We start from the raw sequence: 22,728 nt of genomic DNA on the forward strand, positions 1-22,728 counted from the left end.
GTGAGGGGGTAGCCCCTTGCGAGAGTAGGTTATCGCCCGGGTTTAGAAATCTCGAGAGGAAAGCATATAGCTTTCCTCTTTTTTCTTCTATTTCTTTTTTTCGATGTGGAGAGAAGCAATGATATAAATGTCAGAAAAGAATTAAACCTAATCCTCGAAATACATCTTCAGAAGATGCGAGTTCTTATCTGAAAGGGCTTCGCAAAAATTGTCCGTCGTTGTTCATGCACGACATGAGTTTATTACATGCTAAAATTCAAGTGATAACTCAATGGCGAATCTTAATCTTTTTGGTATAAATAATTTTTTAAAAAGGGGACTTCATTTTGGGTTTCTTGCTATCTTTTAAAATGTCAAAACTTCTTACACTCGCAGCACTTTTTGCTTTTTTTGCTTCTCTTTCATTCAGCTGGAGCGTTTACTTCACCGATCCTCCGCATGATGGGTTGCTTAAGTCTTCTTTTGTTAATTTGATATCAAAGGCTAAATATTCAATAGACTTGGCAATTTACAATTTAAGCGATGAAGATGTAATAAATTTGCTAAAAGAGAAAGAAAATGATGGTGTTAACGTTCGCATTGTCATGGAAGGAAAGAACTATGTGGATAATATTCAAAGCTTAAAAGCTTTAAACGTTACGGCTGATCCTGTTGAAGGGGGTCTTATGCATGATAGATTTGCGATTATCGATGATGAATATGTGTGGTTTGGTTCGGCCAATTTAACACATTCCTCTTTCTATAATGATTTGAATAACGCGGTAATTTTTCACTCTTTCAAATTGGCAAATGCTTTTAAGGCGGTATTTGACTCCATGTTCAAGGGATTTTTTGCATCCGAAAAATCTGAGTTTGCAACTTCTTTATCAGCTGAAAATGTAAAAGTTGATATCATTTTTTCCCCTGAAGGTGGAATTTTCAAAAAAGTAATAGATGAGTTGAAAGGAGCGAGAAAAGATGTATACGTGGCGATGTACGCTTTTTCGGATGTAAGGATTGCCCTTACTTTGATGCTCTTAGAAGAAAGAGGAGTAAAGATACACGTAATTGCCGATTCTTCGTGGAACTCTTCAAAGTACAGTGTTGTTAACAAAATGCATGAATTTGGCTTTAAAATGTATGAGAACCCTTACGGCTTACTTCATGATAAATATGTCATCATAGACCCCTGCGAAAGTGATGCTAAGGTGATCACAGGATCGTACAATTTCACACATTCTGCGCAAAGTAAAAATGATGAATTCATAGTAGTTCTTCATTCGAAGAAAATTGCCCAGCTTTACTTGAAGAATTTTGAGCTTTTAATAGGTAAGAAACGTTTGAAGTGATCACGGTCTTTCAAAAGATATATGCTTATGGTATATAATAATATGGCTCCTTCCAAGAGTAAAAGCAATGATTTTAAGAGTGCGCAACACGGGTTTCTTGAAATAAATACCGAAAGAATTTAGTGGGAGGTATGGAGGATGAATGTATTCGAAAGTGTGAAGTTTGGTCCCCTTGAATTGAAGAACAGGCTTTTTTCAGCTCCCGTAAAGACAGGATACGGTCAAACGGTAACTGAAAGGCACATCGCTTATTATTCTGCAATTGCCAACGGTGGAGTTGCCATGGCTTACGTGGAGCCAATAGCGGTTTTACCTAATGGAAGAGAACATCCAAAACAGTTAAGGTTGGATTGTGATGATTTCATTCCTTCCGTTGCGAAGATAATAGAAACAATCCATAAGGGAGGGGCACTGGCTTGTGTCCATTTGAATCATGCAGGAAGGGCAGCGAATCCTAAAGTTACCAACGGTGTTGTCTTATCGTCTTCAGAAACGGTGTGCCCTGTTACAGGAGCAAAATCCACTGCGATGACCAGGGAAGAAATATCGGAAATGATAAACGCTTTTAAAGAGAATGCCATAAGGGCAAAAAAAGCAGGGGCAGACGTTTTAGAAATTCAGATGGGACATGGTTACATAGTTTCACAGTTTTATTCCAAAAATATCAACCATAGAAGTGACGAATACGGAGAGCCTTTGAAATTTGCAAGCGATCTTTTGGACGCGGTTAAAAAGGCCAACTTACCGGTGATCATCCGCGTTTCTGGAGATGAAATGTATGAAGGAGGTCTGCATGCAGAGGATTTGAAAGATCTGTTGAATTTGGCAGAAAAGAAAGGCGTAATAGCCGTGCATGTTGGTATGGGGAACGCGTGCAATTCGCCAGCTTTTTACTATCATCACATGTTCGTTCCGAAACAAATACAAGAAGATTCTATAAAGAAAATTCGTAATTTGACCGCTCTTCCAATAATAGCGGTTGGGAGATTTGGAGATCCAGAAAGAATTCAAAAAGCCCTTTCAGAAGGATGGGCGGATTTCTTTGCGCTGGGAAGACCGTTGGTTGCCGATCCCGATTTTCCCAACAAGATGAAAAATGGAAAAGAAGATGAGATAACTTATTGTGGAGGATGCGTGCAAGGCTGTCTTGCCAAAGTAAAATCCGGTGAAGGATTGGGATGTATCGTAAATCCAAAAGTTGGGTGGCCATCAAATATAGAGAGAGAGTCAAAGAAAAAAAGAGTTGCCATATTCGGTGGTGGGCCGGCTGGTTTGCAAGCTGCTTTAACCTTAAATGAAAGGGGATACGAAGTCAAAATATTTGAAAAATCAGATAAACTGGGTGGGGCCGCAAATTTGGCTTACAAAGCTTTTGGAAAAGAAACGATGAAAAAGCCTATTGACTCTCTGATAAATAACGTCCTGCGCAGTAACATAGATGTTGAGTACAACACAGATTATGAAAGCATCAAAGTAGACGATTTTGATGAAATGTTATTTGCCGTCGGAAGCTCTCCAATAAAATTGAAAATTCCGGGTAGTGAAAATATCCTTCAAATCACGGGCCATGATTATTTTTCCAATCCAGATGTGCTGAAAGATAAAAATAGCATTTTAATAGTTGGCGGAGGAATGATAGGTGTAGAAGCGGCAGATCACCTTGTTAATGAAGGTAAATCGGTAACAATCGTTGAAATGCTCTCAGATATAGCAAGGGATATGGAACCCATCACACGCACGCTCACCTTAAAACGTCTGAAAGACAAAAATGTTAAAGTGCTCGTAGATACGAAGCTTGAAAAATTCGAAAATGATCATGCCATCTGTTCAACTAAAAACGGAGAAGAAGATATAGGCGTATTCGATGCCATCATATTCACCGTTGGCGTAAGACCAAACTCATCTCCTGATGGCGCGTTGAAAATTGGGGATGCGGATCACCCGGGGCAAATATACGATGCAGTTCATTCTGGGTTTGAAGCTGGATTGAAAATTTAGGTTCCTTATATTTTGAATCAGAAGGTGGAAGAAAGAGCGAGTTCGTTCTGACAGAACTTCGAAAAAATTGCCTTAACCGCACGTTCATAAAAGTAGCATTTTAATCGGTGCGAAAGCTTCAAAAGAATTGCTCTAGAGAAAGGAAAGAAGGGCGTTTGAAGGCCCTTCTTTTTTGAAGTTTTAAGCGTTCTTATCCTTTATGCGAGGTTACGTAGTCAACGATGCTTTTCACATCTACTAATTTTGATACATCTTCATCTGGAATTTTCATGTCAAATTTCTCTTCCAAATCCATGGTCAATTCAACAAGATCCAATGAATCTGCTCCCAAATCATCGACAAGCTTTGAATCTTCCTTTATTTCAGCTTTGTCCACTCCCAAATGTTCGCTAAGAGCGTTTTTTACCTCTTCGAGAATTTCAGAATTCTGCAATCCTGGCATTTTTCATCACTCCTTCTAAAGTTTTTTCCATTTCTTCTATGGTATCGGTTGTATATGTAGAGGCTTTTGTTGTCCTCTTTATAAGCCCGCTTAACACTTTGCCCGAACCTACTTCTATGTAGTTGGTTATTCCAATTTCTTCCATACTCCATATCGATTTGACCCATCTTACCGGTGATGTGAGCTGATCGATGAGTTTTTCGCGAATTTCTTCCGCGGTTTTTGCCGGCATTCCCGTTACGTTTAGAACCACGGGAACTTTTGGAGTTTTGAATTCCAAAGAATTTAAAAATTTAGCGAATTCTTTCTTTGCCGGTTCCATTAACGGAGAATGGAAAGGCCCAGACACGTTAAGACGTACCACACGTCTTGCGCCTGCCTCTTTAAATCTTTCTTCCGAACTGAGAAGAGATGTTATTTCTCCACTTACCACGACTTGTTTTTCAGAGTTGTAATTCGCTATGTAAACGCCATCTATTTCCTGAACGATTTCTTCAACTTTTTCAAATGGCAAACCGAGAATTGCCATCATTGAACCTGCACCACTTGGTATGGCGCTTTCCATGAGCGTCCCACGCAAACGCACGGCTTTCAACGCGTCCTCGAATGAAAGCACTTCTGCCGCGACGAGGGCTGAATATTCTCCAAGGCTGTGACCCGCCACCACATCAAAACTAACTCCTTTTGACTTTAACACTTCAAAAACCATTATTGACGTGGTTAAAAGTGCTGGCTGCGCGTTGTAAGTCTTTGTAAGTTCCATCTCATTGTTTCCAAAGATCACATTTTTCAGATCGAAATTCAAAGTTTCACACGCTTTGTCCATGATCTTTTTTGAAATTTCAAACTCATCGTAGTAATCTTTCATCATGTTTAATTTTTGTGAACCTTGTCCGGGAAAAACAAGAGCCGTTTTCATATTTCCACCCCCAAATCTACACTTTCAAATTTTTTCAGACTTTCGACTGTTTCACTCCAGAGTTCCTTTAAAAGCTCGTTAACTGGAAGGATTTTTTTCGCGAAGGCCGCTGACTGTCCCGCCATGAAAGAGCCTTTTTTCAAATCTCCATCGACGGCAGCAGCCCTCAAACTCCCTGTTGCTATTTTGTCTATGTCTTCTTGAGTGCCACACCTTTCATCTATTTTTATAAGCTCTCTCGCCAATGGATTTCTAAGGACTCTAACAGGGTGACCGGTTACACGACCTGTCACCACAGCGTCCCTCGTTGAGGCTTTTAAAATTTTTTCCTTGTAATTCGGATGAACTTCGCATTCTTCGGTGGCTATAAAGCGAGTACCTATTTGCACTCCTTCTGCGCCTAACATGAAGGAAGCCGCTATTTGTTTGCCGGTCGCTATTCCACCGGCCGCCACAACTGGAATCGAAACAGCCTCAACAACTGCAGGCACAAGAACCATTGTTGAAACACTTCCAATGTGTCCGCCGGCTTCCGTGCCTTCTGCGACTACCATGTCAACTCCCAAAGATTCCATTCTCTTTGCGAATATTTCTGAAGCGACAACGGATATAACCTTTGTGCCATTTTCTTTGAACGCCTCCACGTATTTTGCGGGATTTCCGGCACCAAATATGACAGCGTCCACCTTTTCTTCTAAGCTTACCTTCACTACCTCATCGACGTTAGACGAAAGCAACATTATATTCACGCCAATGGGTTTATCCGTTATCTTCCTTGCTTTTTTTATTTCATTCCTTAGCCAATCAGCCTCTCTGCCGCCAGAAGCGATCACACCAAGGCCACCGCTTTCAGAAACGGCGGCAGCGAGCTTTGCGGTTGAAACCCACGCCATACCGCCTTGAATAATTGGGTATTTTATATTTAAAACTTCGCACACTCTTGAAGTCATTATCTTTCCCTCCTTAAAGTTTGAAAACGTTTGAAGCCAATGCCAGACCAGCTCCATATGCAACCGTGATGACCACGCTTGAAGGACCTATTTTCCCTTCTTTTATGGCATCCTTTAAAGCTAAAGCTACCGATGCTGCTGCCGTGTTAGCATGATCGGATATGGAAATTTGAAATTTGTTCTCAGGAATCCCGCTTTCTTTTGAAACACGCGATATTATGCGGGCATTTGATTGGTGAGGCACTATCAGATCCACGTCTGAAATTTCAAGATTTGCGCGCTTGAGAACTTCCCTTATTCCCTCTTGAATTGCGCTAACTGCAAATCTAAACACGGCTTTGCCATCCATTTGAAGGTAATTTCCTCTTTCTTGGATCAGAGTTTTCCACCCCTCACTTTGAATTCTGGAATAGGAAGCCATGATGCCAGCGTCATCGCTTTTCGACATTATGACAGCTCCCGCTCCATCTCCAAAAAGAGAAGAAACGTACGGATCTTTCCAATCGACCACGATCGAAAGTTTTTCGCTTCCTACAACTGCTATCTTTGAAAAGCTTCCGCTTTTTATCATTGAATCCGCTATTTCCATGGCTTGAAGAAAACCGGAACATCCCGCTTGAATGTCCACTCCGCCTATTGCCGTGCCAATTGCGGATTGTATTCTTCCAGCCATCCCTGGAATCAAGGTGTCAGATGAGTTAGTCGCAACGAACACGTACTCTATTTCTTTAAGAGAAATATTGGCATTTTCGGCCGCTTCTTTCAGGGCTTTTATACCCATTTCCGTAGCGCTTTCTTCTGCTATGTGACGGCGTTTTATGCCAGTTCTACGATAAATCCAGCCTTTTTCCAGATTCGTATCATTTTCTATTTCTGAATTTTCCACGATCTTCGGCGGTAAGTACCCGCCTATTCCTACAATTTTAGAGAAGCTCATTTTCATCTTTCATCCCCAACAATAGAGTGGCACTTGCACACACTTCATCGTTGACTTTTGCCACTGCTTTAACGTTTATCATAGAGAATCGTTCGGAGACGATCTCAGCTTCATATATCAACTTGTCCCCTGGTCTTACAACTTTTCTGAATCTAACCTTATCGGCCCCCAAAAAAAGAGGTACTTTTTTTGGATCCAAGCCAATTAATCCGGCTGTCTGAGCCATGCCTTCAAGTATCAAAACCCCTGGCATTATGGGATTGTTAGGAAAATGCCCTTGAAATTGTGGTTCGTTGTGACTCACATTTTTAAAGGCAATTATCTTTTTTTTGCTCTTTGATATTATTCCATCCACCATGATAAAAGGGTATCTATGGGGTAAAATTTTCATTATTTCATCGTTTATTTCAGCCATTTTACACCTCCGGAATTACGGTAACGCTAACCGTACCTAAACCATACAAAGAAGCCGCCACTGGATTCATCCAGCCCATTGCCACTTTGCATTTGAATTTTGAGAGGAATGAAGAGGCTATTGCATTTGCCATTCTACTTTTTCCACTGTGCCTGATATCGACCGTGAAATGCTTCTCATTAATATCCCTCATCATAGAAGTTATGGCTCCATTTGCACTCCATGTTTGTTTTAAAAAGGTTCTTCCTCCTATGTGTTTTACCAAATTAAAGCTTCTCGTTAATATCATTCTCGAACTTTTAGACGATATTATTCCATTTTTCTTCAAAAAAGAGACGTCAGAAAACAAGATGTACGTTCTGCTTTTTGAAGAAAAATTCTTCAAGCTTTCGATATTTTTCTCGTCTTTTAAAAGGTGAGAAAGCGTAACGTTGTCCGTTAAAACTTTTTCAACGTGAATTTTGTTTTCCATTGCCGCAACGAGAGACACTGAACGTTCCACGAAATTTACAGGCCATGATGGAAGGATGACGTTTACCCTTCCATCCTCATTTATGGCCTGAAAAAGCATTTCTTTGACTTCTTTAAAGGATGGTGGATCTACGATGACGTTTTTTACGGAGAGAAAGTAAGAATTCCTTTTTAATTTTGAAATTTCGACCTTTTTTCCTCTCCATTCAACGTAAAGGGGAATCTTTTTTATCCCTTCAACATCAACGGAAGTATCCGTTATTATCAACCTTCGTACCTCCCACCAATTATGGAGGCGTTGTGTCCTCCGAAACCGAAGGAATTGGATATAAAATTCTTTATTTCCATTTTAAGCGGCTCTCCAGCAACGCAATTCACGTTTATTTCCGGATCCTTGTTCTCCAGATTAACCGTTGGAGGGATGACAGAGTTGTTCATACTCAACAGCGAAGCTATGAATTCAACCGCTCCAGCGGCTCCAAGAAGATGACCAATTTGGGATTTTGTAGAACTGACTACGAGTGTCTTAACATCTTCACCGAAAACCTTTTCTACCGCTTTCATTTCCGCCACGTCTCCAACCGGTGTTGAGGTGCCGTGGGCGTTAACGTAATTTATTTCATTTAGATTCAAACCTGACATTTCAACTGCCTTTTTCATCGAAGAGGCGGCTCCTCTTCCTTCAGGATCCGGTTGAACCATATGATACGCATCTGCGCTCATGCCGTAGCCCTTTATTTCTCCATAAATCTTAGCGCCTCTTTTAAGGGCTGATTCTAACGATTCAAAAATAAGAATGCCTGCTCCTTCTCCCATTACAAAACCGTCTCTGTTTTTGTCAAATGGCCTTGATGCGTGCTCTGGGTCATCGTTACGAGACGAAAGCGCCTTCATATTTCCGAAGGCGGCAACTGAAATGGGGGAAATTGGCGCCTCGGCGCCGCCCGTTATAACGATATCTGCCTCCCCGTTTTTAATAATGCTCGCTGCCGTTATCATCGCATGGGCACTTGATGCGCATGCACTTACGGTGGCAAAATTTGGTCCTTTGGCTCCGTGGATATTGGCAATGGTTCCTGCCAGAGTATCGGCTATCATCATTGGTACAAGGAAAGGACTAACTCGTGATGGCCCTTTTTCCAACATGTTTTTAATTTCTTTTTCTAATGAAATTATTCCCCCCACGCCCGAAGCCACTATAACACCTGCTTTTTCTAAATGTTCTTTCGTAAGATTCGCATCTTCAATGGCTTCTTTCGCCGCGGCGATTCCGAGTTGAGTGTACCTATCGTACCTTCTAACTTCTTTCGGATTCATGTACTTTTTTGGATCGAAGTTTTTCACCTCCGCGGCAATTTGAGTACGAAAATCACTCGCATCGAAAGCGCTTATCTTTGAAACAAAGCTTTTCAAGGAAAGCAATCCATTCCAGAAATCGTCTTTTCCGATTCCACTAGGCGCGACTATTCCCATTCCTGTTACAACCACACGCGTATTTTTCAATTGTTCTCACCCTTTCGTTAATTCTTCCTTGTCTCTTTGATATAGCAAAAACTATGCCAAAACCGACTTGACCAAATTTAAAGAGTTTTTAGAGATGACAAAATCATAACCGTCCAAAAAATAGACAGTTGAAAGTTTATAAGTTCAAATTTTGGACACTAAGATTCTGATATAATTTTCAACAACCTTTTTGCCGCCAAATACGGGCCTTCTTTTTCATAGCCAGCTATACCGAGCATGGTTCTTATTTCTCCAACTTTTACTCCACTTTCAAACATTTTGCTCATGTAATGCTTCACTATTTTTTCGTGCTCTTCCCTTTTTTGAATTGCACCAAAAGGATTAGCAAAGTAAGAATACGACATTCCCTTTTCTGCGGTTGTTCCTTTTGCCATTCTAGCTCCTTGTGAAAAAACATTTATCGCATCTTCAACCTTGTCAAAGAAAATTACCCTTTCTTTATCAGAACGAACGTTCGTGTAGTTATTGGCATAAAAGAAGAAATCTATTGGGGTTGGCTGAATGATCTCGTCATAATTTCCATAAGGGACTATAACTCGTGCGTTGGTTTGATCTGGATTCATGAAAACGCTTCTATCTATGTTGGAATATGCGTATCCTGGCGGAAGATCGTCCAAACGCACAAATGCACCTGTTTCGGTACCGTAAGCCACTATTTTTCCGTTTTCTATATCCAATGATCCCATATCGTCTATTATTACCCTCAAATGGGAAACTTCTGGAAATCGGCTAAGTGCATCAAGTGTCTCGGATTTTCCAGCACCACTGTCTCCCATAAACATCGCAGTGGCGCTTTTGCCGTTTTTGAGTTTTATTTGGGCAAGTGAGCCATGGATGGGTAACTTAAATCTGTCTATCATTATCAAGTTATGCACCGTTAGCAGTATCTTCTTGGCGTATCCAAAATAGTCGTTTTCCTTTAACTGCGGTATTACCCCAACGTAAAGTTCATCTTTAAACACCACCCCATTGGGATAATCATTGCCCGCTTTTTCTTGTGGAACTCCAAATAAAACTATTCCATTCGGATTCTTTAGTTCATCGGGTGTGGCTATCTCATAAAGGTTGGCAAGCCCCGCCGCGTGGCAAAGGTTTTCGGAATTTATGTAAACGTATATAAGAAGATGTCCGACATGCAGTGGCAAAACATACCAATCTTTGTTCAACTCTACCTGAGAAAGAAATTCTCTTTCTATGACGGGAAATACTCCTTTTCTCTTGTTGGAATTCGTGTAGAATATCACCGGTGGCTCATAAATAACACTCCAAATGAAAGGCACTGAATACATCCAGGTGTATTTCATTCTTTCTTCATGTTTCATTCTCGATTTATCAACTATGAATATGGCCTGCGCTCCACTGGAAACTTGGCGCAAAATTTTTTCCGTTTTAACGGAAATGTTGTTTTCCATGGAACGATAAACGTTTCTTACGGTTTTTTCGAAAGTTTCTCCTACAAGTTCCGCCTCTTTCATGGCGTTAAGTCTTGCATCGAAAGACTTTAAATACCTTTCACGCTTGATCACGAAACGATGTTTTTTACGCCAAAAATCATACAACCCTTCGATGAATTTATGCAAGAGCGCCTTATCTTCATTTTCTTCTTTAATAGGTTTAAACGTTAATTGGTACAAAAAACTCATGATTTTATCAAAGTTTATTTTCTTTGATTTCTTGCTTTTCATGAGCGCACGAAGAAGCTTTGGATCACCATTTTTTAACACTTCCACATACTCTCTCACTATCTTTTCAAACAGGGGATTAGAGATGATCTGGGCGTAGTTATCTATTATGCTTCCTTTGATCACAACTGTTCTTGACAAAGTTCTTCACCTTCCTTTCTTTGCGATTAAGCGAATTTCATGCCAAACAAAAAATGCCGTTTTTACGGCATTTTCATCACTTCCTGGCGTTTTTACCATTCAATTTTTGGACTATGAACTTATGTCAATGTTCAGATTTCAAAAGGGGATAATTCTCCCTCGAAGTGCTTGTCAGATTTTTAAAAGGGCGCTTTGAGGTATTTCAGCTTTCTGAAGGAAGTCATTTGAAAAGTCCAATTTTTCGTTTAGGGGAACAAAAAGGTGCAAGGTTACTTTTTCGGTAAATTCAGGAGGTGAATAATAAAAATAACCTGCTTTTCTAAAACGGTAAGCCAATTTGTCGAAGCTGTGATAGTCGGTTTCAATTTTGATTTTTTTTCCTATCAAAAATTTCTCTTGCTTTCCTTTCAATGCCATATTGGCTGCACTGGAATAAGCTTCTATAAGCCCTCTTATACCCAATTTTGTTCCACCAAAGTACCTTGTTACCACCACGGCAACTCTGTCCATGCCTGAAGATTTTATGCTAAAAAGAATTGGCTTTCCAGCGCTCCCTGACGGTTCGCCCGCGTCGGACGAGTATTCCGTTTCTCCTATCTTGTAGGCCCAACAATTGTGAGTGGCATCCTTGAATTCAAAAGAAATTTTAGAAATAAACGCCTTTGCTGCATCTTCACTTTCAACGAAAGAAGCCGTGGCAATAAAAAGTGAATGCTTGATTTTTATAGAAGCACGGGAGATTTCTTTCAGGGATGTGAAAGTATCAAACTTCATTTCGTTTTTTTAATGGCTGATTTCAAACGTTCTATTTCCCTTTTGATTATTCCAGCGAGCTCGTAATTTTCGCTCTTTATAGCTTTTGCCATCTTTCTTCTCAAAATAGATATTTCGTAATTAACCTTTTCTTCTTCTTGTAAGTCTGTCCCAAACATGCTTTTCATGTTTTCGGCAAAAAAGGAAACACTGTCAACCTTTACCAATTCTATGGCAACATTTACCTTCGGTTTTGAGTTCATAATGGTCCAACTATCCAAATTCAAGTTGAGCCTGTCACTTTTAAACGAATTTATACTTTTTCTTAGACATTCCCGACAATAAGCTATTTCCTTGATGAAACCTTCCAGATAAACATTCACAACTACATCCGCTTTTTTACCGCAAACGGTACATTTCTTTTCCATCTAAACCACCTTCATACCGTTAAACTTGTTCATCGCATATATTAAACCATATTTGGCACTTTCTACGACAGCTTCGACGGATAATTCAAGTACTTTATGAAGCTTTATCATCTCATCATCTGTGAATTCGGAGAGTACAAAATCCACAGCATCTGACGTTTTAGGACCAATTCCAACTCTCAGACGTGGAAATTCATTTGTTCCTAACACGTCTATAATAGATTGTACACCTTTATGGCCTCCAGAAGATCCCTTTTGTTTTATTCTTATCTTTCCCAGAGGAAGATCCAGATCATCGGATACCACCATTGGAAGATTAGGTAGCTTTAAATGTTTGAATATCTCTCCACTCAAATTCATAAAAGTTAATGGGCGCAACAAAACAAAAGGCATTTTTTTCACTGCCACCGAGTAAAGGGTGTACAATTTTTCTCTTCTTTCAAAATGAGGTGGGTATTTCTTCAAGAACTCGTCTAAAAACAGAAAACCAACGTTATGACGAGTAAAAACGTACTGTGGGCCTGGATTTCCCAAGCCCACTACCACGAATTCTTTCACCTTACTCTTTTTCTTTTTCCTCAGGTGCTTTTTCCTTTATCGCTTCTGGTTCTACTTCTTCGCTTTCTTCCGTCACTTCAACTTCTTCCGCTCTTGGAGCCTTTATTCCAACGACGACTTCGTCTAAATCTGTAAGAATTTTCATTGTTTCTGGAATGTTAAGATCTTTGACTCTTAAAGATTCGCCAACACCGAGAGATGAAACATCCACTACTATCTCTTCTATAAGATCTTTTGGCAGCACTTCTATTTCGATTTCTCTTATAACTTCTTCAAGTACTCCTCCAGCTTTCACGCCAGCAGCTTCTCCAACGAATTTAAGAGGTATTCTGAAGTGCATTACCTTTCCTTTTTCTGGTTCGTAAAAATCTGCGTGAATAACCTTCGTTGTCAATTTGTGTCTTTGAATGCTCTTAATGAAAACATCCAACTCTTCGGTTTTGTCACCCTTAATTATCAGATGAACTGGTGTCGTTTCTCTTGCCTTTTCAAGCAAAGAAACTATTTCCGCTTCTGGAATCTGAACTTTGATGTTTTTCCTATCAGGCCCGTAAACTATTCCGGGAATCAGATTCTTTTTTAGCAATCTTTTTGCTTTTTCGTTTTCTCTAACGGTTGCTTCTAAAGTTAAAGCCATAAAAAAACTCCTCCTTATCTGAATCTTTCTATCTGAACAATATGCTTACTGACAGATTTCTTCTTATTCTCATTATAGCTTCGCCTAACAACGGTGCTATGGAGACGACAGAAATTTTTTCCGGTAACCTTTCATGATAAATTGTATCGGTCACGTAAATGTGATCGATAGGAGAATCATCCAGAATTTTCAGCGCTTCTCCCGAAAATATACCATGTGTTGCACAGGAAATGATCTTCTCAGCTCCATGCTTCTTCAGCAATTCCGCACCCGCTACCAGCGTCCTAGCAGTGTCGATTATATCATCAAACATTATCGCAGTTCTACCTTCGACTTCTCCTATTACGTGAAGTACTTCCGCAACGTTGTCTTTTGGTCTTCTTTTGTCCAGAATGGCCATTGGGACGCCAAATTTTTCAGCTATCTTTCTCGCCCGTTTCACCGCACCAACGTCTGGAGCCACAATAACGGTTTTATTCTTGTCAAACGTTTCGTATTTCTTCAAAGCCTTAAAGAAAACGGGAAAAGATTGCAAATTATCAACAGGTATATCGAAAAAGCCTTGAATTTGTTCCGCGTGCAGATCGACCGTTAACACCCTCGTTGCTCCTGCCACCGTTAAAAGATTGGCCACAAGCTTTGCCGTTATCGGATCTCTGCCTTTTGCTTTTCTATCCTGCCGTGCGTATCCGTAATAAGGCATCACCACGGCTATGCTGTTCGCTGAAGCCCTCCGCAGAGCATCTACCATTATTAACAATTCCATTAAATTATCGTTGACTGGAGTGGAAGTCGATTGAATCACAAAAACGTCGTGACCTCTGACCGTCTCCCCTATTCTACAATTTATCTCTCCGTCTGAGAAGCGAGACAATTCCACTGAAGCAGGAGAAACATTCACGTACGCACATATTCTGTCTAAAAGAGCTTTATTGGATGAACCACCTAAAATTTTAAGCTCACTTTTCATCTTCTTCCTCCATCTTCTTCAAAACCCATTTTTCTTTGTTAACCTGCCTCGCTCTACCAAGCGCTAACGCAAAAGGTGGCACATCTTGTGTTATAACAGATCCCGCGCCTATTAGCGCTCCTTCTCCGATCTTTACTGGCGCCACAAGAGCCGTATTGGAACCTATAAATGAATTTTTACCTATAAAGGTCTTGTTTTTCTTCACGCCATCGTAATTGCACGTTATGGTACCTGCCCCTATATTCGTGCCTTTTTCAACTGTTGCATCGCCAAGATAGGTTAAATGCTGGGCTTTTACACCTTCAAAAAGGTGAGAATTTTTAACTTCCACGTAATTCCCAATTTTAACGTTTCTCTCTAATTTTGTGCCCGGCCTTAATCTTGAAAATGGTCCAACTCCACACCCTTGTGAGATGTAAGCGCTATCACACTCGGATCTTATCACATAAGTGTTTCCACCAACAAAAGTATCCTTTAAGGTTGTTTGTGGACCTATGATCGCGCCACTTTCTATCGTGGTTCTTCCGTACAAGAATGAGAATGGCTTTATCACAACACCCGCTTCTATATCCACGTCAGGTCCTATGAACGTGCTTGAAGGATCTTCTATGGTAACGCCCTTTTCCATGAAAAGATCGAGTATGTGTTCTTTTGCTATTTTTGCAAGCTTTGCCAATTCTTTTTGCGTATTTGCACCTAGAATTTCCCATGAATTTGCCACTTCTAACGTATCAACTTCATACCCATTGGCCAACAGTATTTCTACCGCATCTGTAAGGTAATATTCTCCCTTTTTATTGGAGGGTTTTATCCTTTCAAGCGCAAACCGTAACGCTTTTCCTTTAAAAGCGTACATTCCACTGTTCACTTCATTTACTTTCAAAGTTTCCTCGTCAGCGTCAATTTCTTCAACTATTTTTGATATTTTCTCCCCTTGCCTTACTATTCTTCCGTAACCTGAGGGATCATCTACTTTCGCCGTTAAGATCGTCATGTCCGCCTGTGAAGAAAACAATCTTTTTATCGTTTCTGGATTTATCAGTGGTGCATCTCCATACAAAATGACTACTTTATCTTCTTCTTCCACGAATTCTTCCGCACACTTCACCGCGTGCGCGGTGCCAAGTTGTTTTTCCTGAACGTACACTTTTGTTTCTTCTGGAAGAACGCCCTCGACTTCATTTATTCCATGACCAACAACAACGGCGAATTGCGTAATCTCCGCCTTTAATGTGCTGTCGATTACCCATCTCAGCATTGGCTTTTCCAAGATTTTATGAAGCACCTTCGGCGTGGGAGAATGCATACGTTTTCCTAAACCGCCAGCAAGGATTAAAACTTTATTCACCTTTTCTCACCTCTGGGATTATACATAAATCAGACTTCATTTACAAATGAAAGCGCTTTCTTTACAATTTCTTCAAGATCGCGCGCGCCACTTTTAACCGCCCTTTTTACCGCTTCAAAAGACTTTTGCCTTGAAAAGCCAAGGGCCAACATAGTTTCAACGGCTTCTCCAATTTTGCCATCTTCATTTTGCACACTTTCCAGTTTTCCGGCAAGCTCAACGATCATTCTTTCAGCCGTTTTTGCCCCAACAGACGGAAGAGACTTCAAAAAAGCGACATCTTTGGAGTTAATCGCGTTCGCAAATGTGTCAAGATCCGTCACGTCCAATATCTTTAAGGCGTTTTTTGGCCCTATTCCGCTAACTTTTACAAGCGCATCGTACATTGTCCTTTCCGCCTTATCCAGAAAACCCACCAATTCGGTCGGAGAATTTTCTTTTGTTATTTCGCGCGTGTAAACAATAACCTCTTCTTCGAGATCGATTTTGATCAGATCTTTCGATATCATTGAAATTTCGTAGAGGACGCCATTCACGTCCAAGACAACGGATGTATCGAACTTTGAATGGACGATTCCCTTCAATCCCCATATCATTTCTCACTCACCATCGGCTTCCAAATTGCCGGTTAAAAAAGTCCTTGCCTTTCCTATAGTGTAAAAAGAGCCACTTATCAACATAACAGCTTTTTCATTTTTACACATATCGTGGCAAGTGTTTACCGCGTCTTCAATATTTTTTATGAAGCCAACGTTGTCATATTTTTGAGCTGCCAGCGTGTAGACTTCAAATGAGTTCGTTGCCCTCGGACTTGCCGGAGTGGTTATGTAAAGGCGTTTTACAACTGGGGCTAACGTGTCTATCATTCCCATGTAATCTTTATCGTTTAAAATTCCTATAACGGCATTTACGTTTTTTGATGGAAAATAAATCTTCAAATTTTGAGCAAGCACTTTCATCGCGGGTTTGTTGTGAGCGGCATCGAGAATGACGGTTATATCTGAGGGAATCCATTCAAATCTTCCCTCTAAATTCAAAGTGAATACGGTGTCAAACGCTTTTTTTTCATCAAAGTGAAAGACTTTTTTATCTTCAATGATTTTCAAAGCTGCCAAAGCTATTGCAATATTTTGCACTGCTTGTATGCCGTTCATTCTTGTTTCAAAGTGAGTACTTTTATCTTTCCAGATGAAGTCAAAGGAATTCTTTCCAAGCTCAAAATTTTCATTTGCGATGGCGTAATCTTTTTCCCAATTCACTATCGGACTTTCGTATTCTTTTGCTTTTGAAGCTATAACCTTAAAAGCATCATTTTCCATCTTTCCAAGCACAAGAGGAACTCCTTTTTTTATTATACCCGCCTTTTCAAAGGCTATCTTTGAAAGGTTGTTCCCAAGAATGTCCATGTGATCGAAATCCACTGTGGTGATCACAGAAACTATTGGATCATTCACCACATTGGTGGCATCGAATCTTCCGCCAAGGCCAACTTCCGAAACTACCACCTTTGCCCCCTTTTCTTTGAAGTAAAGAAAAGCCATTGCGGTGACTATTTCAAAAAAAGTCGGCTCCATTTCCGGAGCTGACATTTTATTTGCTTCGTTCATAACTTTTTCGAAGATTTCAACGCATTCATTTTTTGAAATGTATTCATCGTTAAAGCGTATTCTTTCTCTGAATGTTTCCACGTGAGGTGAGAAATAACTTCCGACTTTTACACCGTGAGCCTTTAACATGGCTGAGATAGTTTTAACCACGGTTCCCTTCCCGTTGGTTCCGCCCACGTGAACGTATTTGAAAGTTTTTTGTGGATTTCCAAGCCTTGCAAGGAGCTCTTCAATTCTTTCAAGTCCAAGCTTTATTTTAGTTTCAGGATGGACTGAATAAAGTGTTTTGAGCATCTCCGCGTAATTCATTTCGATCACCCTGCTCATCTTTCGAGTTCTTCAATAGTTTTCTTCAATTTCTCTATCTTTTGTCCTAATTCGTCCCTTTCGTTTTTTACTTTTTGTACTATTTCCTGTGGAGCTTTATTCAAAAAGTTGGGATTTGAAATCTTTTTCTCGGCCTTTTCAAAATCCCTTTTCAGCTTTTCAATCTTTTTATGAAGTCTTTCAATTTCTGAAGAAATGTCAAATTCTTCATTCATGACCACGAAGATCTCATTCTTTAATCCAACGGCCGCAGTCATCGAATGTGTGGGTCTCTTTTCCACTTTTTCGATCGTTGAAACGTTTGCGAGCTTCAAAATGTACTCTTTAATGGACTCTTCGACAAACAAATCATCTTCTCCAATATAAGCAACTCTCACCTTTTCAGATGGAGGAAGTTCCAACTCGGCTTTCACAGATCTTATTCCCTTTATGGCGCTCAAGATGAATTCAAAGCCTTCTTCTTTAAAGTCGTACTCTTTTCTTTTCTGCGGCCATGTTGATTTGGCCACAAATCCTTCAAAGAAATTTGACCACACTTCCTCTGTTATAAATGGCATAAAAGGATGAAGGAGCTGCACGCTGGTTCTTAGAACATGAAGAAGTACACGCTTCGTGTTTTCGGAGTACAAGGCGTTCTTCATCTGGACTTTTGAAATTTCTATATACCAGTCGCAAAAATCTCCCCAGAAAAAGTTATAAATTGCGTGTGCCGCCTGATTTAGATCGTAAGACTCTATGGCCTCGCTAACTTCCGTTATGGCACTATTCAATTTAGACAATATCCATCTGTCAGCGGCCGTTTTGGCTTCAGGAAGTTCGTACTCAACACCTTCAACATTCATCTTTACGAAACGCGCTGCGTTCCATATTTTGTTTGAAAAGTGTTTGAAAGATTCAAATGCCCTTTCATCGAGGTTTATGTCCCTTCCTTGAGCTGCCAGCATGGCCAAAGTTATGCGCATCGCATCGGCACCGTATTCGTTAACCACTTCTATGGGATCTATACCGTTACCAAGCGATTTTGACATTTTTCTTCCGTATTTGTCCCTTACAAGTTGGTGAATGTACACATCGTGAAAAGGCACATCGCCCATGAATTCCAGGCCCATAACTATCATTCTGGCAACCCAAAAGAAAATTATGTCAAAGCCGGTTACGAGCAGATCCGTTGGATAATATTTTTTCAAATCTTTCGTATTTTCAGGCCATCCTAGTGTTGAAAAGGGCCATAGTGCCGAGGAAAACCATGTATCCAGCACGTCTTCGTCTTGGACAATATTTGTCGATCCACACGCTTCACAGGCGTGGGGCTCATCTTCTGAAACGGTTATATGGCCACAGTCTTTGCAGTACCATACCGGAATCCTATGTCCCCACCATAACTGTCTTGATATACACCAGTCCCTAACATTTTCCATCCAATTAAGGTAAACCTTTTTCCATCTGTCAGGGTGAAATTTCACACTCCCATCTTTTACCGCCTTTATTGCCGGTTCGGCTAAGGGTTTCATTTTGACAAACCATTGATCTGAGAGCTTGGGCTCAACCGCCGTATGACATCTGTAGCAATGGCCCACCGAATGGACGTAATCTTCGACTTTTACCAGATAGCCTTCTTTTTCAAGATCTCTAACGATTGCTTCCCTTGCCTCTTCTCGACTCATTCCCTTGTAAGGAGAATCAAAATTTATTTTCGCTTCATCATCGAATATGTCAATCGTTTCCAAATCATGCCTTTTTCCTATCTCGAAATCGTTTGGATCGTGGGCGGGCGTTACCTTCAACGCACCGGTTCCGAATGTTGTATCAACGTACTCGTCGGCTATTATTGGAATTTTTCTTCCTACCAACGGAAGGATTGCCCACTTTCCAACGATATTTTTGTATCTCACATCATTTGGGTTTACGGCTATGGCGGTGTCACCTAACATCGTTTCGGGTCTCGTTGTTGCGATTACAACTTCACCGCCCCCATCGATTGGATACCTTACATGGTAGAGTTTTCCTTTTTCATCTTCGTACTCTATTTCTTCGTTAGAAAGCACCGTCCCACATTTTGGACACCAATTCACCATGTATTTTCCTTTGTAGATAAGACCTTTTTTGTACAAAGAAACGAAAACTTTCTTTACGGCTTTATTCAATCCTTCATCGAGCGTGAACCTTTCCCTGCTCCAGTCACACGAAGCCCCCATACTTTCGATTTGCGCTCTTATGCGTTTGCGGTATTCATTTGCCCACTCCCACGTGACTTCTGTGAACTTCTTTCTTCCTATTTCTTCTTTTGTCTTTCCTTCTTTGTCCAGCTTTTTCACTACCACGTTTTGCGTTGCTATGCCCGCATGATCTTCGCCCGGCAACCATAGGGTTTCTTTGCCTTTCATTCGGTTGTATCTGGTTATGATATCTTGTACCACTATATTCAAGGCGTGTCCCATGTGAAGCTGACCCGTTATGTTGGGAGGCGGTATCACCATGGAAAATTTCCCATTTCCCTTTTCAGGTTTAAAAACGCCGTTTTCTTTCCATTTTTCGTACCATTTTTTTTCTATATCTTCAGGAGAGTAAGATTTATTCACAAAAAGACAACTCACCGTCTGCATGCGGTGGTTGATTCACCTCCCGTTTTCAAATTCTCGTTGAATTATACCATCAAAGCGCAGCATCAATCATCATTCGCATATCCATTTGTCGTAAGATTGAACCTCATGGCGATCGATTTCGCCACTTCTTTGATTTTATTTTTCGGTACCAAACATGAAATTCTGCTATTTGAAGAGCTTATCATGTCTATGTTTGCCCCAACGTCCGCTATAGAACTGAACATGGCGTGTATGATCTCGGACGATCCAAGAATGTTGACTCCCACTATTGAAACTTTTGCGATTTCTTTGTCAAAGTGCACATTTTCCGCCTTTACCTCACCTTTTACCTCTTTGATTGCCTGAACGGCTTCGGAAAAATCATCGTTTGCTACGGTAAAAGCAACGTCATTTTTCTTTCCTTTGTGCATACTCTGAACTATCATATCCAGAGCGAGATGGCGAGAAGCCAATTTTTCAAATATTCTGGCAGCTATCCCAGGTTCATCCGGAACGCCTTCCACAACGATCTTCACTATATTTTCATCAACGGTTAAAGCTCTAACAAGGGGCTCTTCCATATCATTCATCCCTTCTATTTTCGTTCCCATTCCATTTTCATGAGCGTGTTTGACAACGAGGGACACTTTGTAACGCCGGGCCAATTCAACAGCTCTCAAATGAAGAACCTTTGCGCCATGAGCCGCCATTTCGATCATTTCATCATAAGAAATTCTATCTATGTGTTTTGGAAATTCAACGTACCGTGGATCGGCTGCGTATACGCCATCCACATCGGTGAATATTTCGCACACGTCGGCATCTAAGGCATAAGCTATTGCAACCGCGGTTGTATCGGAGCCTCCACGCCCTAAAGTTGTTATCTCACCGGATGGACTTATTCCTTGAAAGCCAGCCACCACGGGAATTTTTCCTTCATCGAGTATGCTGCGAAGCTTGCCTCTGTAAACACGTTTTAATTTTGCACGTGAATGGGTGGAATCCGTATCTATACCGGCTTGAAAACCGGTTAGAGAAATTGCTTTTTTCCCCAGTTTTGAAAGCGCTGAAGCGAGCAGGGCAATTGATATCTGTTCTCCCGTCGAAACTATCATGTCGTATTCTCTTGGGCTGGGATCGGCATTCACTTTGTGAAGTAAGTCAATGAGATAATTGGTCGTTTTTCCCATAGCGGATACCACAACCACTACATCATTTCCTTCATCTTTTGAAAGGGCTATTTTTTCCGCTATTTTTAAAATCTTTTCCGGTGTTTCCACAGATGTGCCACCGTACTTTTTAACTATTATCAAGGTCTTCCACCTTTTTCCCATCATTTTTTCGCGCGTTCAAGTATATTAAAAGAAAAAGACCGGTGTAAACGAAAAGATCTCCAATACTACAAGCGTAATGAAGATTTAGAAAATTTATAGGTATCACGTCTGATAAAAACGGAAAGATCGTTTTTGAAGACATGAAAACATGTTTTGCATCCATCATGTTTGGATTGAGCCCTGCCAGTATGAGTGTGTGCTTCGAGACCGGCATTTTTCCCATATTCGCGATTACAACGAAAGAGTTGAGAAATTCACCCACGCTTATCATGAAAAATCCCTTTATTTTCCAGTTCATCAAACAAAATATCGCCAGTGTCAGGTAAGCCGTAATGGTTATGGCTCCAGAAAATCGACCAGGATCTTTTAAAACGACAAAAAGTTCCAGAGCAAATGGCACGAAAACCAGGTAAAACCATTTAAATTCCGTGTTTAATGGATTCCACACGCTCTTTTTTATCAACAGAGATAAACCTAGCGCTATTATCGTTATGTAAAAAAATATCATTTTTCTTTCTCCACATCTTCGCCTTTTCTTACCGCTTCTATTTTTTCTATAACATCCAAAAAAGCGGCCAACACAACTGGATCAAAAGATCTTCCGCTTTCTTCTTTCATTATACTCAACGCCGCTTTTGGATCAAACTCTTTTCGGTAAGCACGCTGTGTCGTCAACGCATCGTAGACGTCCACCACCTCTATTATTCTCGCTTCGAGTGGGATTTCTCTCCCCTTCAACCCTTCCGGGTATCCGCTGCCGTCCCAATGTTCGTGGTGATACTTTACCCACGGGACCATCTTCTTGAAAGAGGGAATTTCGCCTAATATCTTCGCACCATTTACGGGATGGGCTTTTATCTCTTCGAATTCTTCCAAAGACAATTTCCCCGGTTTGTTGAGAATTCTGTCTCTGACTCCTATTTTTCCTATGTCATGAAGCCATGCCGCCATTTTCAGCTCTTCGAGATGTCTTCCTTCAATTCCAAGTCTTTCCGCAACGATGGCGGCGTACTTTGAAACTCTTTCGCCATGCCCCGCCGTGTAAGGATCTTTTTCTTCAAGCGCTTTAAGCAAAGCCGACATCGACTCTATTTTCGAATCGAGAACCTTTTTGTAAAGCTCCAGGATGAATCTTATGATCAACAACGGTCCCAAAGCTACGGCTATGTCCCATAGACCAACGTACGGGTACAGAAAAACAACCACGTAAGCCACAGCGAGTGAGATGAATATGCTTGCACCGAAGAAGTCGACAAAAACATCTTTAAGTAGAATCTTCATCTTCTTTTTTGTTGCCAAACTTAAGGCTCCTGTAACAAAAAAGCCGTTTATCATAGCATACGTTACTATTGCAAAAGCTATTGCGATTATTCTCAC

General features: G+C 40.7%; 22 protein-coding genes. 2 read left to right on the forward strand and 20 right to left on the reverse strand.

All coding sequences use genetic code 11. The features are described from left to right. The first annotated feature begins 326 nt into the window (after positions 1-326). Positions 327-1,328: a phospholipase D-like domain-containing protein gene (locus ACXJIN_RS06310; protein WP_456400554.1), complete on the forward strand. Its 1,002-nt coding sequence runs from the start codon at positions 327-329 to the stop codon at positions 1,326-1,328. A 138-nt stretch (positions 1,329-1,466) separates the two neighbouring features. Then, entirely contained in the window at positions 1,467-3,326 is a 1,860-nt protein-coding gene (locus ACXJIN_RS06315) for an oxidoreductase (RefSeq protein ID WP_456400555.1), read from the forward strand. A 190-nt stretch (positions 3,327-3,516) separates the two neighbouring features. On the opposite strand, the gene acpP is transcribed toward ACXJIN_RS06315, so the two are convergent. From acpP to ACXJIN_RS06415, 20 genes are all read right to left on the reverse strand, one after another. After that, entirely contained in the window at positions 3,517-3,768 is a 252-nt protein-coding gene (gene acpP, locus ACXJIN_RS06320) for an acyl carrier protein (protein ID WP_456400556.1), read from the reverse strand. After that, complete coding sequence (fabD, locus tag ACXJIN_RS06325; RefSeq protein WP_456400557.1) at positions 3,746-4,687, reverse strand: ACP S-malonyltransferase; 942 nt, start codon at positions 4,685-4,687, stop codon at positions 3,746-3,748. The genes acpP and fabD overlap by 23 nt, the downstream gene beginning before the upstream one ends. After that, positions 4,684-5,637 carry a DUF561 domain-containing protein gene (locus tag ACXJIN_RS06330; protein WP_456400558.1) on the reverse strand — a complete coding sequence of 318 codons (954 nt, stop codon included), beginning with the start codon at positions 5,635-5,637 and terminating at the stop codon, positions 4,684-4,686. Before ACXJIN_RS06330 ends, fabD begins: the two co-directional genes overlap by 4 nt. A 13-nt stretch (positions 5,638-5,650) precedes the next feature. After that, a complete protein-coding gene (locus ACXJIN_RS06335) occupies positions 5,651-6,580 on the reverse strand; it encodes a 3-oxoacyl-ACP synthase III family protein (RefSeq protein ID WP_456400559.1) in 930 nt (309 codons plus the stop codon). Then, entirely contained in the window at positions 6,561-6,989 is a 429-nt protein-coding gene (gene fabZ, locus ACXJIN_RS06340) for a 3-hydroxyacyl-ACP dehydratase FabZ (protein WP_456400560.1), read from the reverse strand. The genes ACXJIN_RS06335 and fabZ overlap by 20 nt, the downstream gene beginning before the upstream one ends. A gap of 1 nt (position 6,990) precedes the next feature. Next, entirely contained in the window at positions 6,991-7,728 is a 738-nt protein-coding gene (locus ACXJIN_RS06345; RefSeq protein ID WP_456400561.1) for a hypothetical protein, read from the reverse strand. Then, positions 7,725-8,963, reverse strand: coding sequence for a beta-ketoacyl-ACP synthase II (fabF, locus tag ACXJIN_RS06350; protein WP_456400562.1), 1,239 nt, complete (start codon positions 8,961-8,963; stop codon positions 7,725-7,727). The genes ACXJIN_RS06345 and fabF overlap by 4 nt, the downstream gene beginning before the upstream one ends. Positions 8,964-9,121: 158 nt before the next feature. Further along, complete coding sequence (locus ACXJIN_RS06355) at positions 9,122-10,807, reverse strand: phosphoenolpyruvate carboxykinase (ATP) (protein WP_456400563.1); 1,686 nt, start codon at positions 10,805-10,807, stop codon at positions 9,122-9,124. Between the two features lie 171 nt (positions 10,808-10,978). After that, positions 10,979-11,581 carry an IMPACT family protein gene (locus tag ACXJIN_RS06360; protein ID WP_456400564.1) on the reverse strand — a complete coding sequence of 201 codons (603 nt, stop codon included), beginning with the start codon at positions 11,579-11,581 and terminating at the stop codon, positions 10,979-10,981. Further along, positions 11,578-11,988, reverse strand: a complete 411-nt coding sequence (locus tag ACXJIN_RS06365) for a UvrB/UvrC motif-containing protein (protein WP_456400565.1) — start codon at positions 11,986-11,988, stop codon at positions 11,578-11,580. Before ACXJIN_RS06365 ends, ACXJIN_RS06360 begins: the two co-directional genes overlap by 4 nt. Continuing rightward, positions 11,989-12,534 carry an aminoacyl-tRNA hydrolase gene (gene pth, locus ACXJIN_RS06370; protein ID WP_456400567.1) on the reverse strand — a complete coding sequence of 182 codons (546 nt, stop codon included), beginning with the start codon at positions 12,532-12,534 and terminating at the stop codon, positions 11,989-11,991. A gap of 13 nt (positions 12,535-12,547) precedes the next feature. Then, positions 12,548-13,183, reverse strand: a complete 636-nt coding sequence (locus ACXJIN_RS06375) for a 50S ribosomal protein L25 (protein ID WP_456400568.1) — start codon at positions 13,181-13,183, stop codon at positions 12,548-12,550. Positions 13,184-13,211: 28 nt separating this feature from the next. Beyond that, positions 13,212-14,153: a ribose-phosphate diphosphokinase gene (locus ACXJIN_RS06380; protein WP_456400569.1), complete on the reverse strand. Its 942-nt coding sequence runs from the start codon at positions 14,151-14,153 to the stop codon at positions 13,212-13,214. After that, positions 14,143-15,501 carry a bifunctional UDP-N-acetylglucosamine diphosphorylase/glucosamine-1-phosphate N-acetyltransferase GlmU gene (gene glmU, locus ACXJIN_RS06385; protein ID WP_456400570.1) on the reverse strand — a complete coding sequence of 453 codons (1,359 nt, stop codon included), beginning with the start codon at positions 15,499-15,501 and terminating at the stop codon, positions 14,143-14,145. Before glmU ends, ACXJIN_RS06380 begins: the two co-directional genes overlap by 11 nt. A 29-nt stretch (positions 15,502-15,530) precedes the next feature. After that, complete coding sequence (gene ruvA / locus ACXJIN_RS06390) at positions 15,531-16,097, reverse strand: Holliday junction branch migration protein RuvA (protein ID WP_456400572.1); 567 nt, start codon at positions 16,095-16,097, stop codon at positions 15,531-15,533. 3 nt (positions 16,098-16,100) lie between these two features. Then, complete coding sequence (locus ACXJIN_RS06395) at positions 16,101-17,435, reverse strand: bifunctional folylpolyglutamate synthase/dihydrofolate synthase (RefSeq protein ID WP_456400574.1); 1,335 nt, start codon at positions 17,433-17,435, stop codon at positions 16,101-16,103. Further along, a complete protein-coding gene (locus ACXJIN_RS06400) occupies positions 17,432-20,038 on the reverse strand; it encodes a valine--tRNA ligase (protein ID WP_456400576.1) in 2,607 nt (868 codons plus the stop codon). Before ACXJIN_RS06400 ends, ACXJIN_RS06395 begins: the two co-directional genes overlap by 4 nt. A gap of 62 nt (positions 20,039-20,100) precedes the next feature. Further along, a complete protein-coding gene (locus ACXJIN_RS06405) occupies positions 20,101-21,330 on the reverse strand; it encodes an aspartate kinase (RefSeq protein WP_456400578.1) in 1,230 nt (409 codons plus the stop codon). After that, entirely contained in the window at positions 21,317-21,859 is a 543-nt protein-coding gene (locus tag ACXJIN_RS06410; protein WP_456400580.1) for a DUF5317 family protein, read from the reverse strand. Before ACXJIN_RS06410 ends, ACXJIN_RS06405 begins: the two co-directional genes overlap by 14 nt. Then, positions 21,856-22,728: HD-GYP domain-containing protein (locus ACXJIN_RS06415; protein WP_456400582.1), on the reverse strand; the 873-nt coding region annotated here is incomplete at its 5' end. The genes ACXJIN_RS06410 and ACXJIN_RS06415, both read right to left, overlap by 4 nt.

This window comes from Mesoaciditoga sp. (assembly GCF_054006115.1).

What these genes read in the sequence shown, in the direction of transcription:
- ACXJIN_RS06360 (WP_456400564.1), bottom strand. Translation starts at nt 11,581, where the DNA reads ATGAAGTTTGATACTTTCACATCCCTGAAAGAAATCTCCCGTGCTTCT.
- ACXJIN_RS06380 (WP_456400569.1), bottom strand. Translation starts at nt 14,153, where the DNA reads ATGAAAAGTGAGCTTAAAATTTTAGGTGGTTCATCCAATAAAGCTCTT.
- fabD (WP_456400557.1), bottom strand. Translation starts at nt 4,687, where the DNA reads ATGAAAACGGCTCTTGTTTTTCCCGGACAAGGTTCACAAAAATTAAAC.
- ACXJIN_RS06395 (WP_456400574.1), bottom strand. Translation starts at nt 17,435, where the DNA reads ATGAGCAGGGTGATCGAAATGAATTACGCGGAGATGCTCAAAACACTT.
- fabZ (WP_456400560.1), bottom strand. Translation starts at nt 6,989, where the DNA reads ATGGCTGAAATAAACGATGAAATAATGAAAATTTTACCCCATAGATAC.
- ACXJIN_RS06335 (WP_456400559.1), bottom strand. Translation starts at nt 6,580, where the DNA reads ATGAAAATGAGCTTCTCTAAAATTGTAGGAATAGGCGGGTACTTACCG.
- ACXJIN_RS06315 (WP_456400555.1), top strand. Translation starts at nt 1,467, where the DNA reads ATGAATGTATTCGAAAGTGTGAAGTTTGGTCCCCTTGAATTGAAGAAC.
- ACXJIN_RS06330 (WP_456400558.1), bottom strand. Translation starts at nt 5,637, where the DNA reads ATGACTTCAAGAGTGTGCGAAGTTTTAAATATAAAATACCCAATTATT.
- ACXJIN_RS06375 (WP_456400568.1), bottom strand. Translation starts at nt 13,183, where the DNA reads ATGGCTTTAACTTTAGAAGCAACCGTTAGAGAAAACGAAAAAGCAAAA.
- ruvA (WP_456400572.1), bottom strand. Translation starts at nt 16,097, where the DNA reads ATGATATGGGGATTGAAGGGAATCGTCCATTCAAAGTTCGATACATCC.
- ACXJIN_RS06410 (WP_456400580.1), bottom strand. Translation starts at nt 21,859, where the DNA reads ATGATATTTTTTTACATAACGATAATAGCGCTAGGTTTATCTCTGTTG.
- acpP (WP_456400556.1), bottom strand. Translation starts at nt 3,768, where the DNA reads ATGCCAGGATTGCAGAATTCTGAAATTCTCGAAGAGGTAAAAAACGCT.
- ACXJIN_RS06400 (WP_456400576.1), bottom strand. Translation starts at nt 20,038, where the DNA reads ATGCAGACGGTGAGTTGTCTTTTTGTGAATAAATCTTACTCTCCTGAA.
- ACXJIN_RS06365 (WP_456400565.1), bottom strand. Translation starts at nt 11,988, where the DNA reads ATGGAAAAGAAATGTACCGTTTGCGGTAAAAAAGCGGATGTAGTTGTG.